The following is a 12,736-nucleotide window of genomic DNA, read 5'->3' as shown; positions in this document are numbered from 1 at the left end:
CCGCCGGAAACCCAGGCGGGTATTTTTATGATGCAACGCTTTTATTTCTTTTTATAAATATCAGCCGTACCATGAATTTTATTTTCTGTCTGCCCGGACGTCAGCACCACCACATCCGCCCCTTTTTCATCCGCCTTTTTGATTAAATCTTCTCTGGCGTCCAGCGGCGACATTTCCCCGGTGGTGGAAATCGTGCCAATTTTCGTGTATTCGGAGGCGACTTTATCAAAGTCCGTTTTTTTCATGATTTCTGCGGCATAAACGTTTGTCACGACAAACGCTAATGCGCCAAGCATAACCTTGTAGCCAGTTTTCATAGCAAAACCCTCGTTTTATTATTACGCCATCATCGCTTTATCAGAACAAAAAGGCCGTTCGGACTGATTAAATAAGTAGTGTAGATTGCTGGAAAAATCCAGTCAGCCCCCGCTCAGTCGGCGTAACAACGCGGATTAAAACGCCCCTGCTTTGTGATCTCACTCGCAATCATCTGGTTTGACTATTAATAAGATGAACGTTATTTCTTGAGGCTATGGGAAGAGTTGTCTATGGAGCCATTTCATGCTGTTGTGCTTACCGTCAGTCTGTTTGTGTTAACCTTTTTTAATCCCGGCGCGAATCTGTTTGTGGTGGTGCAAACCAGCCTCGCATCAGGACGCCGGGCGGGAGTCATCACCGGCCTGGGCGTCGCCACGGGAGACGCCTTTTATTCCGGGCTGGGGCTTTTCGGTCTGGCGACGCTCATTACGCAATGCGAAGCGGTATTTTCTCTTATCAAAATTGTCGGCGGCGCCTATTTATTATGGTTCGCCTGGAACAGTATTCGCCACCAGGCGACGCCGCAAATGAGCACGCTCCAGACGCCGATTGCCGCCCCGTGGACGATTTTCTTTCGCCGGGGATTAATGACCGATTTATCCAATCCGCAAACCGTACTGTTTTTTATCAGTATTTTTTCCGTAACGCTTAGCGCAGAAACGCCCACATGGGCAAGGTTAATGGCCTGGGCCGGAATTGTGCTGTCATCCGTTATCTGGCGTATTTTTCTCAGCCAGGCCTTTTCGCTCCCCGCAGTCCGCCGCGCTTATGGGCGTATACAGCGCATTGCCAGCCGTGTTATCGGCGCCATTATCGGGATGTTTGCGCTCAGACTTCTCTATGAAGGCGTGACGCACCGCTAATGTTTGCCCGGTAGCCTTTGCTACCGGACGATAAGCGTTATCAAAACGCCCATGACACGCTGCCTACAATGCTACGCTCGGCGCCAAAATAACAATAAGAGAGCGAATTACAGGCAGCGACATAGCGTTTGTCCGTCAGGTTATTTACGTTGAGCTGGGCGCTCAAGCCATTTAACCCAATGCTGGATAAATCATACCCAACTACCATGTCGACCAGTGTATAGGACGGCAACGTGTGGGTATTCAGGCGATCGCTGGTCACGCCGTTGACGTACCGGATGCCGGAGCCCAAAGTCAGCCCCTCTAACAGACCGCTTTTCACATCGTAGCTTAGCCAGGCGCTGGCCTGGTTCCGTGGAGCATAAACCGCGCGCTTACCCTGCTCTTGCGGGCTACTTTTCTTATAACGGATATCAGTATAGGTATACGCCGCCTGCAAACGGACGCTATCCGACAAATGGCTAATGGCCTCCAGTTCCACCCCTTTAGACTCAATTTCACCAATCGAGCGGTACGGATCGGTAGGTTCTTCTTTGGTCGCGATATTTGTCTGGTTAATACGATACACGGCGGCGCTAAACTGGCTATTCCCCCCCAGCGGTTCGTATTTTACCCCCGCCTCCCACTGCTTGCCTTTCATCGGTTCCAGCACATTGCCGTTTTCGTCGGCGAAGCTGGTCGGCGTAAACGCGGTAGAATAACTGAGATAGGGGGCGACGCCATTGTCGAACAGATAAAGCAACGCGGCACGGGTGCTGACGTTGTTTTTATCGAGATCGCTGCGTGAATCATGAAGTTTGTCGATGTTAGACACGCTGACCCGATCGTAACGACCGCCCAACGTAAAGCGCCAGCGATCCCATGACATCTGATCCTGTAAATAGTATCCGGTCTGCCGCAGCTTATGTTTTTCACGGCTATACAACGTAATGTAATCCGGCTGAGCGCCATAAACAGGGTTGAAAGCGTCAATCGGCGGAAACGCGCCATAATAGCCAGTAGTATGATTACTGCGATCCTGATAATCGATCCCCACCAGCAGACGATGATTAATCGCCCCGGTATCCACGCTGCCGTCGAGCTGATTATCCAGCGCGATAGCCGACATTTTCTCCCCGGAGCCGGAATAGCCGCGATTCAGCGCCGTTTCATTCAACCAACCTGCGGCATAGACCTGATTCAACGTCACTTTGGTATGCAAATAACGCAATTTTTGCCGTACCGACCAGCCGTTATCGAACAGATGCTCAATGTTATAACCCACCATATTTTCACGGCGATCGTATTTGTCGTAGTCATCTTCACCTTCAAAGAAAGTGTTAGAAATTTTTCCGCCGTTATAAGGTACAACCGTGCCTTGATAAGGCAGTCCGGAGTGGCTACCGCCCTGCGGATCACGGTGCAGATAGGCCATAAGATCAAGACGCGTCCGATCGGTAATTCGCCAGGTCAGGCTCGGCATCAGCGCATAACGTTCCTCTTTCAAGGGGGTAAACTGCGAATCGGCGTAACGTGTCATGCCGCTAAGACGCGCCGCCACACGTTCATTGTCATCCAGTGGGCCGGTCACATCAAAAGCCGCCCCGCGCTGGTTGTTATTGCCAGCAAACAGCTTCACTTCTCCTCCGGCATCAAACGCCGGTTTTCGCGACGTCAACGAGACAATGCCGCCTGGCGATGAACGTCCATACAGAACGGACGCCGGGCCGCGTACCACCTCGATATCTTCCAGAAACCATGGGTCAACCACCAACGAACTGTGCGAATTGGTGTCGCCCATCATTTTTAACCCGTCGAGATAGACGTTATCCAGACTACCGTCCGAAAAACCACGCAATACGATGTAATCAAAGCGGTTAGAGGCGCCTATCTGGTTACTGTATACGCCTGGGGTGTAGCTGACCGCCTGACGCACGCTGGTTGCGCCCTGCTCTTCAAACTGCTGGCGGGTAATAATGGATACCGACTGCGGCGTTTCAATATCTGGCGTCGCCAGCTTGGTCGCGCCACTCTGAACGGGCGAGGTGACAATGACGGTATCATTTTTTGTGGTTTCCTGGGCAAAAAGAGGAAAAGTCGCGCCGCCGATAGCTCCGCCTATCAATAGCGCCATACGCGTTGTCGCAAACATGAACATCTCCAAAGGCATCTTTATTGTAAATAAGAATTATTACCTTTTAGAGATAACGGACCACTATGCGTAACGCCAGATTGCCTATGCGCAATGATAAAAAATCACCCAAAGCGGCAGAAAACCGGGTTAGCAGCGGATATTACCGTTCTGGCGGGGCGCGTTACGCACAGTGTCGGGACGCCGTCAGAGACGCGTCACGCAGCTCGCCGGGCGAGCAGCCATAACGCCGACGAAATGCCGTCGCAAAGTTTGTGGCATGTTGATAGCCTGACATCCAGGCGGCCTGCTGCACGCTGTATCCCTCCATCAGATAACGACGCGCGCGCGCCAGGCGGCAATCGCGCAGATAATCAAACACGGTACACCCATAGGCATGGCGAAACTTGCACCGCAGGCTACTTGGACTCATTGCCGCCCGACGCGCCAGTTCGTTCAGCGTGTAGGCTTTTTCCGGCGTCTGCTCCAGTAAACGCCGAATGAGCTCCAGCCGCTGGTATTCACCGGTGACGGGAAGCCCGCGTTTTTGCGTTGCGGGCTGACATAGATTTAGCGCATAGCCCAGCAATTGCAGCATGATGCCTTCCAGCATTAACTGGCGTGACGCCGCATGAGGTCCGGGCTGCTGCGCATAACGTAGCCCCGAAAGCAGAAACTCCGGCACCTGCCAGACCCTCGCCGAGGTTGCGCTATTTTCCCACTCGTCTGCCAGCGAGACAGGCAAACGCTCCCGCCATCCGCCGTCCGGGTACATTCCCAGCGATAAGGTGCGCAATTTACTGTCTGCGCCGTGATGGGCGCGTATCGTCTGCTGCTCACTCAGTTGCGAGCAAAACGCCATCCCCGCGCTCAACAAAAAGGTCTGCTCATTGACAGCCAGCGCGACGTTACCTTCCAGCACCACCAGCATATACAGCGGACTGCTATGGCGAGAGGTGGTTTCATAAGGTTGTAACACGTGAACATCCGAGCGTGTAATGCAAATCCCGCCGGGAAGCGCTATCTCTTCGATATCGCCATGAAGTACGGGACTACTCTGCGTATACTGCGGTAACGCAGGGAAGCGGTAATCAATGCCATAACGCTCGCCAAACGCGATGAAATCGCTGACGGAAAAGATCTTTTTCATCGCCGGGGCGGCGGAAGAGTGACAGGAGATCGGAGACATTATCAATACCGTTTATCTGCGTTATACCAGAGCGTTAGCCACTGTGTAACCATATCACTGCGGCCCGGGAACGACAATAAAGATGAGAATAATTATCAACCGCTATTGAGGGGAGAGATAAGGCGAGCAAAGGTGATCGATAAACGCCGATCTGTCGATAAAAACGCGCTTTCGCCAGCGACGAAAGCGCGTCCGGGGGATATCAGTCAGGAGCGAAATCCTGCGGAGGTCATGAGCAGTCTGAACAACATTCCGACGCCCGCCAGCAGAAGCACGCTGGCGCACCATATCGCGACCATCCATACGACTCGCCGCGACCATTTTTTCACTTTAACCATCAGTGATATCCCTCTCCATGTCGCACTTTTCCACGGAAGACGTAGTAGCTCCAGAAGGTATAAGCCAGAATAATCGGGATGATTATCAGCGCCCCAACCAGCATAAAGCTTTGACTTTGCGGCGGCGCGGCGGCGGCATACAGCGAAATATCCGGTGGAATAATATTCGGCCAAATACTGATGCCTAACCCGCTGAACCCCAGAAAAATCAACCCTAGCGTGAGAATAAATGGACGCGCATGGGATTCTGGTTTTTTCACGCTGCGCCATAGCCAGACGCTAAAAGCCAACACCAGCACAGGCACCGGCAGGAAGTAGTATAAATTGGGCAGCGTGAACCAGCGCCCGGCGATGTCGTCGTGGGTGAGCGGCGTCCACACGCTGACGCCTCCCATCACCAGCAACAAGACGATCAACAACGGGCGCGACAGCGCGCACATCCGGCTATGCAGCGGATCTTCGCTTTTCATAATCAGCCAGGTAGCGCCCAGCAGCGCATAGGTGACGACCAGACCGACGCCGCAGAACAGGTTAAACGGCGTCAGCCAGTCAAGCTGCGAACCGCTAAAGGTTCGCCCTTCCACCTGAAAACCGCTCACCACCGCGCCCACCACAACTCCCTGGGCAAAGGTCGCCAGGATTGACCCGACGATAAAGGATTTATCCCAGAACGCGCGATGCGACTCGGTGGCTTTAAAACGGAATTCAAAAGCGACGCCGCGAAAGATAAGACCAAGCAGCATAACCACCAGCGGGATAGTCAGCGCGTCGGTGATGACGGCATAAGCCAACGGGAACGCGCCAAAAAGCCCGGCCCCGCCCAGCACCAGCCAGGTTTCGTTCCCGTCCCATACCGGCGCGACCGAGTTCACCATAACATCGCGATCGTGTTTATCGCGAATAAACGGAAACAGGATACCGACGCCCAGATCGAACCCATCCATTACGATATACATCAGCGTGGCGAACACGATAATAGCAAACCAGATAACCGGAAGATCGATGGTCATTCGCGTTTCTCCTGCTCAAGCGATTCTCCCACGGCAGAGATAGGACGCGCGGGTCTGCCATCGGTTTCAGCGGTCGGTGTCTCCGCCGGCTGCGGCCCTTTCTGGATAAGGCGAATCATATAAATATAGCCAACCCCAAAGACCAGGGAATAGACCACAAAGAAGGCCAGCAAACTGATGCTCATCTGCAAGGTACTGTGCGCGGAAACCGCATCACGCGTTCGCAGCAGGCCATAGACCACCCACGGCTGACGTCCTACTTCAGTCGTCACCCATCCGGCAAGGATGGCGATAAGCCCGGACGGCCCCATCCACAGCGCAAAGTGCATAAAGGGCCGCGAATGATACAGGCGGCGTCGGTAGCGTAGCCACAGGCTGGCCAGCCCCAGGAAGATCATCAGTACGCCCATGCCCACCATCAGACGGAAAGACCAGAACACCACGGTAGAGTTGGGGCGATCCTCTTTGGGATAATCTTTTAGCGCAGGCACCTGTTTGTCCAGGCTATGCGTCAGGATCAGACTGCCCAACGCCGGGATCTCAAGCGCATAGCGGGTCCGTTCCGCCTCCATATCCGGCCAGCCTACCAGCGTAAGCGGCGTTGGCTCGCCGGGCGTATTTTCCCAGTGCCCCTCAATCGCGGCAATTTTGACCGGCTGATACTTCAGGGTGTTAAGGCCATGCATATCGCCAATCAATGCCTGAACGGGCGCCACCACGACCGCCATCCATAACGCCATCGAGAACATACGGCGGATAGCCGGCGTATCGTTACCTTTCAGTAAATGCCAGGCTGCGGACGCGCCGACAAACATCGCGCTACTTAAAAACGCCGCAACGGACATATGCAACAGGCGATACGGGAACGACGGGTTGAAAATCACCGCGAACCAGTCCACCGGGACCACCTGACCGTTGTGAATTTCAAATCCCTGCGGGGTATGCATCCAGCTGTTAGACGCCAGAATCCAGAACGTCGACATTAACGTGCCCAACGCCACCATACAGGTAGACAAGAAATGCAGGCCCGGCCCGACTTTGTTCCAGCCAAAAAGCATCACGCCTAAGAATCCCGCTTCCAGGAAGAATGCGGTGAGCACTTCATAGGTTAATAAAGGCCCGGTGATACTGCCGGCGAACTGGGAGAAACCGCTCCAGTTCGTTCCGAACTGGTAAGCCATGACCAGACCGGAGACCACGCCCATCCCGAAGTTGACGGCAAAAATTTTGAGCCAGAACTGATAGAGCGAGCGCCAGACAGGATTACGCGTTTTTAGCCATAGACCTTCCAGTACCACCAGGTAACTGGCTAAGCCAATCGTAATCGCGGGGAAAATAATATGAAAAGAGACGGTAAAGGCAAACTGGAGTCTCGCTAAAAAGAAGGCATCAAACTCCATGTTCCCTCCCGTTTATATATAGTCACTTCGTGTAAAATATTCACTGTTCGCAACCAGGTTGAAACGAAACGGTTATTTTCCCCAAACGTAAAAACGTCGGGGAATATCCAGATAAATTACGATTTTTTTTGCGGCTGGCTGTCAGGCTTATCGCCCGACTCTGGCGCTTCGGAGGGGTCGTCTTTTTCGACAGCGAAACGGTAGTATCTATTTAGCATAACATGTCTCCCTTAGTTACATTCACTTGGTAATATCTACCTGGCCGTTATAAAAATAACGGCAAAACAAAAAAACAGCGTCCTCAAGACTATTTGCAATTTCAGCAAAATACGCTTAGCTGAAAGTTAAGAATAGACGTAAAACGATAACCTTCAAGTCAACGCGGTTTACGGGACGGGGGATTAGCACAGGGAGAATGACCGCAACGCTCGCTGCGCGGCGGCCATTTTATATGGTCTATCAAAAAGATAACCGTTAAGGTCCATTCAAACCCGTTAGTTTGCCTTCCCCTCAATCAAGCCATTGATCGTAGAAAATACCGCCGGCGCGCTGGTCGCTTCCGCAAACTCGACATTGATATTTTGCCGACGCAGCATATCGAAGAATTTACGTTGCGCATCAAGAATAACCTGATCGCCTACGCGCATATTTTCTGCTTTAGTTTCAACCAGTAAATAAACGCTGTCGGCGTCCTGACGCTCAATACGGTACACAAAATCCGGCGTAGTAGAGCCCCCCGTATATTTGGGGATCTGAATGGCCCGCTTAGGCAGTTTGCCAAACACAGAAACCTGTTGCGGATAATCGTATTTTAATAGCGGCAATTCTGGATCGACGCTGTCATAACGCAACGGCGGTATTTGATAGAGAGAACGGGGATCGTCTATCGCATTCTCATCCACATTTTTCCCCACAATTTCAGCGCTAATCTCCTCTCTGAACTGCCGTGCCGTGGAATCAAATACCGACGTTGAAGCCTGAAAATCGAGAGGCAGATAATCGTGGCGCTGCGCAAAATGCGCATTAATCCGCGCCTGTAATGCGCGGGTCATATTGTCCAACGAGATCTCGCTTAAATAACGTGAATCTCCGTGCAAAACATCACGCAGCATCGCCATTAACACCGGGTGCAGGACGTTAACCGGCAGACTGGTGCGTAACGCCAGTTGCTTAAGAAAATGGCCATATTTCATGCCCGCCATAAATTCGCTGGCGGCTAATTCGCTTTCCCGCTGCGCCACTTCAAAACGGCCATTATCTTCATTCGATACCAGCCGTTGTTGAACCTGGCTTGGCTTCTGGCGTATATACAGCGCCGGATCGCGCAGCACCTCGGCGGCAATCTGTTCCAGAGACGCGCCGCTACGCTCGAATTGCAGCATATAACGGCGGGAAAACTGCTCCCAGATACTGCTAAGTTGTTCCCAATTCTCTTTGCGTAACCTGACTCGCAGTCGGGAGGCGGGCTTATTGTCACGAATGCGATCCGCTCGCACCCGCGCCTGCGTCAGCTCAGGGTAGAACTCCAGTAGCCACGCAAAGCCACTTTTGGTTTCCCCGTTAAGCGTGACGCTGGGTTTAAACTCATTACTCCGGTTGATCAGTTTTTTATCATCCAGATCTTCCAGCAAACGAAGCTCCGTAAACGCAGGATCGACTTTTTGCCGCTCGGTGACGATGAGTGTGATCATCGCCTCATCCAGTTTCTGCTCGTTAAGCTGAACTTTGCTGTCGCGATTAATCTCATCAACCAGCATACTGGCAAACGCTTTTTCATCATAACCAATCAGAAACGACAGTCGGGACGGCCACTCTTCCTGATGAACGCGATGACCGTTTTCATCTACCGGTAGCCGCAGGCCGCGCCCCACTTCCTGAATTTTGCTCGACTCGCTACCGGAAGAACGTAATTTAGCAATGACAAAAACATTCGGGTTATCCCAGCCTTCGCGAAGCGTCCATTTTGAAAACAGAAAGCGGCGCGTTTCCCAGTTGCCGTGATGGTCTGAAAAACTGAGCAACTTCTCTTTATTTTTCAGAATATCATCTACCTCAGCCTGGATCGCCTCATCGCCGCTTCCGCGGTCTTCGCCAAAGTAACCAGCGTGGACGTTTTGGTTATCCGAGTGCAGGCTGGCGAGCGTGGCCTGCAGAAACGACAGATACTCCACTTCTCGCGGCAGGATCTTGCGCTGATAATCGTCAATCAGTTGCGTCAGTTTCTTTTTCAGCAAACGCTCAAAAGTGACTTTCAACCAGCCTTCGTCATCACGATAGCTTTTAATACTGTCAATAAAGAAAAGGCTTAAGGTCTTAATACGCGGGGCATTATTTTCTGGCTCATTGCTGCGTAAGAAATTTGCCTGCTCGGTATCAAAATGCTTATCAATGGCGTCCTGAATAATCAGTTCCTGGTAGCTCGCGCCAAAGGTTCCTGGCACCAGCGCCATCCCTGCCTCCAGCTCCAGATCGTTCGACAACATTTTACTGCCGGCATATTCGATACTGCCTTCAAATCCTGCATCGACATCGGCGAGATTTTCGCCCACGCCAACCTCGGCAATTTTGCTCCCCCGTCGGAGGATTAATTTCTTTGCCGTGACGCTGTCAACGATATAACGATTGTTGGCCTGTTCTTCGGGGAGATTCGGGTAATAAATATCAATACCTTTCACCAAACCATCGTTAAAACTGTCCACCGCGTTGAGATCAAACTGCGGTTGCCGGCGATAGTAATCTTTACGTACACATTTATTTTTACCCTTACCTTCGACAATATCCGGGAAGGTAGCGCCAAAGCGGACGATCATTTGCGGCTGAATGGCCTGAATCGCTCGATAAAATTTGTTATCTCGCGCAAAACGATGCGGTTCATCAATAATGACCACCGGTCGCGTCATTTGCAGCCCTTTAACAGGCGACGTCAGCCCGCCCAGTAGCGTTTGATCGTAATCGTCTCGCGTCATACTGGCGGAATTGAGCATTTGCGCATTGATCAGCAAAACCTGAATCGTATGGCTATCACGACGGCTGGCATCAGTAAAACTTAATAGCTGGGCCGGAAAATTTTTACGCCCCGACTTTACTTTAAAATCACCGGCGTTAATGGTGCAAAGTTCCATCCGCGTATTTTCGTAGAACTGTGAAAAATGCTGTCTGGCGTAATCGCTGGTGATAAAGTTCCGCGCGCCTTCTTTAATGGCTGGCGTCGGCACCACCAGCACAAATTTGAAGAGCCCGTAGTTCTGATGCAGTTCATACATCAATCGGGTATAGACATAGGTTTTGCCCGTCCCGGTCTCCATTTTAACGTCAATATTGGCCTTATCGTCGTAACGTTCCTTAATCAGCGGATTAGCATAGTGATTATGATCGGCCTGCGCGTGATCGATACCGGTGAAACTCGCCAGAATCGCCGCTAACGCCTGTTCCTGATGGGGAAGTTCTTCCAGTAAAATATTCATCATCATCCCCTCTTAATAACGCTTCACCAGGTTCACTTTTTGATCAAGCTGTTTTAAGCCGATTTCCAGTTCACGAATGGATTCAAGGTCGAAAGAGTAGCCGTAAATGACAATAGTCTGAACCGGAAGCTGATGCGTACCAATGTGGTTGAGAAGATCGCGGGTCTGCTCTGTTCCCCATCGTTCATCAATCAGATACAGGCGCGTATTATCAACATACCTGGCGCAATAGCCGGAAAAATCAATGGCCTGTACGTCAATATCCATTTTATAACCATCGGCGACCAGCCATGTCGTTAATAAGGTCTCTTCGCCGCTTGCGCCGCCCGGCACGCCCAATCCTCTGGCGGAAAAAGGATTGATCATGTCGGTAAATCCTGACTCGGTGAAAGCGGCCAGTTGACCGCTGGTATTGATAAAATGGCCGGTAGCAATATCGAAGCTATCCAGATCGTCCAGCGTCTGCTGTGTCGGAGTGGCAAAACGATAATGTTTAAAACCGAGATCGCTATTGGTCGCGGGATTGTTGGCGCGGATCTTCGCCGCAACGCGTGTAATTCGCTCGCGGCTGATTTCATCAATAGTGTTATAACCTGCTTTTTTCGCGATAGTGTTATTGCTTAATGCCTGATCGATAGTACACAGAATAAACGTGCGCTGCCCCCCATCTTCTTCATTCAGCGCCATTACCGCATGGGCCGTGGTGCCGGAACCGGCAAAAAAGTCCAGGACGACGCCGTCTTTATCGATAGCGAGCTTGATGATTTTCTTCAATAATGCGGTCGGTTTCGGCGTATCAAAAACGTTGTCGCCGAAGAGATCCAGAATCTCCTTTTTCCCCTCTTTATTCGACGCTACGTTATCCCAGTAATTGGTCGTTGGCTGCCCCTTACTGTGATGCGCGTACATGACTCGCTGGGGAATACCGCCGTTATCTTTGCCAAAATAGACCAGATTATCGGCCACCAGTTTTTGGTAACTGGCTTCAGGATAAGCCCATAGTCTTTCGTGTACCGTACCGTTCGGCGTGGTAATTTTATAGGTATAGCCGCCGCCGCTCAGCCCTTTTGACACCGTTAACGGCACCGGCCGCCATTTCCCTTCTGGAAACTGTTCGGTCGGTTCTTTATAGGATTTCTGAATATACTCTTTAGAAAGCGGTTCTAAACGTAAAGCGCCCTGACCGGTTTTGGCGTAAACAAGAATGTATTCCCCCTGGATGGAAACGTTATCAGAGTCGTTAGAAATCTCTTTTTTGCGCTTCCACATCACATTGGTGACAAATCCGCCTTCGCCAAAAATCTCATCCATCATTAATTTAAGATTGGCGTACTCATTATCGTCGATAGAGATAAAAATAAATCCGGTATCTTTCAGGAGCTTCCTGGCCAGGAAAAGACGCGGATACATGAAAGATAACCACGCGGAGTGCGTCGATTTACCCTGAATGGATTTTAAACGTGCTAGTTCAGTATCATTAAGACCAAACATATCCTGCAACGCCCGATCGCTATATTCAAAATGATCGGGATAAACAAACCCGTCCGATCCGGTGTTATAAGGGGGATCGATATAGATCATATCGACGGTATCGGCGTAATTATTTTGCAGATGGCGTAAAACATCCAGATTATCCCCGGTCAGAAAAAGATTATGGCTGTTTTTGTTTTCTGCCAGAGTATTGTGTTCCACGTCAGGAACGATAACGGTAACGGATTTTTCACCCGCCTGTTTTTTTGCGTAATCTTTGCCAATAAAATCAATCTGATAACCGCTAGTCAGCTCATCAATATTACGCGCTTTCAGCGCGCGCTCAAATCTGGCGAGATCAAATCCGCCTTTCGCGATCAGTTCGCCCTGCTCGTTATAGCGATCGGCGGTAAAAAATTCCGGTAATGCACGTTGTAACTCAGACAGAAAGGCGCTATTCGGGGCAACAGACTCGTTGTGTTTTTGGTTATCTTTCAACATGATATCTTCGCTCCGTTGATAATTTTAAGGTGCAGCAATCAATTTCTTATAAAGAAAAAAGTAAGCGATGATT

General features: G+C 51.0%; 10 protein-coding genes and 1 pseudogene. 1 reads left to right on the top strand and 10 read right to left on the bottom strand.

The features are described from left to right. Positions 1 to 41 precede the first annotated feature (41 nt). Positions 42 to 317, bottom strand: coding sequence for a DUF1471 family periplasmic protein YahO (gene yahO / locus NA197_RS08540; RefSeq protein ID WP_000848026.1), 276 nt, complete (start codon positions 315 to 317; stop codon positions 42 to 44). 231 nt (positions 318 to 548) lie between these two features. Here yahO and NA197_RS08535 point away from each other — a divergent pair, with 231 nt between their 5' ends. Then, positions 549 to 1,181, top strand: coding sequence for a LysE family transporter (locus NA197_RS08535; protein WP_000433131.1), 633 nt, complete (start codon positions 549 to 551; stop codon positions 1,179 to 1,181). A gap of 40 nt (positions 1,182 to 1,221) precedes the next feature. Here the strand turns inward: NA197_RS08535 and foxA are convergent, their stop codons facing one another. The 9 genes and pseudogenes from foxA to NA197_RS08490 all read right to left on the bottom strand — a co-directional run bounded on the left by foxA (position 1,222) and on the right by NA197_RS08490 (position 12,663). Then, positions 1,222 to 3,330 carry a ferrioxamine B receptor FoxA gene (gene foxA, locus NA197_RS08530; protein ID WP_106777674.1) on the bottom strand — a complete coding sequence of 703 codons (2,109 nt, stop codon included), beginning with the start codon at positions 3,328 to 3,330 and terminating at the stop codon, positions 1,222 to 1,224. Between the two features lie 145 nt (positions 3,331 to 3,475). Beyond that, the gene (gene foxR / locus NA197_RS08525; RefSeq protein WP_000074605.1) at positions 3,476 to 4,480 is read right to left on the bottom strand and encodes a ferrioxamine uptake transcriptional regulator FoxR; all 1,005 of its coding nucleotides are present in this window, start codon (positions 4,478 to 4,480) and stop codon (positions 3,476 to 3,478) included. A 95-nt stretch (positions 4,481 to 4,575) separates the two neighbouring features. Further along, positions 4,576 to 4,768 (bottom strand): annotated as a pseudogene (locus NA197_RS08520) (hypothetical protein). Then, positions 4,687 to 4,872 carry a DUF2474 domain-containing protein gene (locus NA197_RS08515; RefSeq protein ID WP_305954967.1) on the bottom strand — a complete coding sequence of 62 codons (186 nt, stop codon included), beginning with the start codon at positions 4,870 to 4,872 and terminating at the stop codon, positions 4,687 to 4,689. Before NA197_RS08515 ends, NA197_RS08520 begins: the two are co-directional and overlap by 82 nt. Then, entirely contained in the window at positions 4,818 to 5,828 is a 1,011-nt protein-coding gene (gene cydB, locus NA197_RS08510) for a cytochrome d ubiquinol oxidase subunit II (RefSeq protein ID WP_000151049.1), read from the bottom strand. Before cydB ends, NA197_RS08515 begins: the two co-directional genes overlap by 55 nt. Beyond that, entirely contained in the window at positions 5,825 to 7,228 is a 1,404-nt protein-coding gene (locus tag NA197_RS08505) for a cytochrome ubiquinol oxidase subunit I (protein ID WP_001749091.1), read from the bottom strand. The genes cydB and NA197_RS08505 overlap by 4 nt, the downstream gene beginning before the upstream one ends. A 116-nt stretch (positions 7,229 to 7,344) precedes the next feature. Continuing rightward, complete coding sequence (gene ssaA, locus NA197_RS08500) at positions 7,345 to 7,446, bottom strand: small effector SsaA (protein WP_000934834.1); 102 nt, start codon at positions 7,444 to 7,446, stop codon at positions 7,345 to 7,347. Between the two features lie 276 nt (positions 7,447 to 7,722). Next, positions 7,723 to 10,695, bottom strand: coding sequence for a type III restriction-modification system endonuclease (locus NA197_RS08495; RefSeq protein WP_077950666.1), 2,973 nt, complete (start codon positions 10,693 to 10,695; stop codon positions 7,723 to 7,725). A gap of 9 nt (positions 10,696 to 10,704) precedes the next feature. Then, complete coding sequence (locus NA197_RS08490) at positions 10,705 to 12,663, bottom strand: site-specific DNA-methyltransferase (protein WP_023234266.1); 1,959 nt, start codon at positions 12,661 to 12,663, stop codon at positions 10,705 to 10,707. Positions 12,664 to 12,736 lie beyond the last annotated feature (73 nt).

Origin of the sequence: Salmonella sp. NW884, assembly GCF_051700745.1 — a bacterium.
In the GTDB taxonomy this organism is placed as follows: domain Bacteria; phylum Pseudomonadota; class Gammaproteobacteria; order Enterobacterales; family Enterobacteriaceae; genus Salmonella; species Salmonella enterica.
The sequence above is the reverse complement of the archived record's forward strand: the minus strand, read 5'-3'. Positions and strand labels throughout refer to the sequence as shown.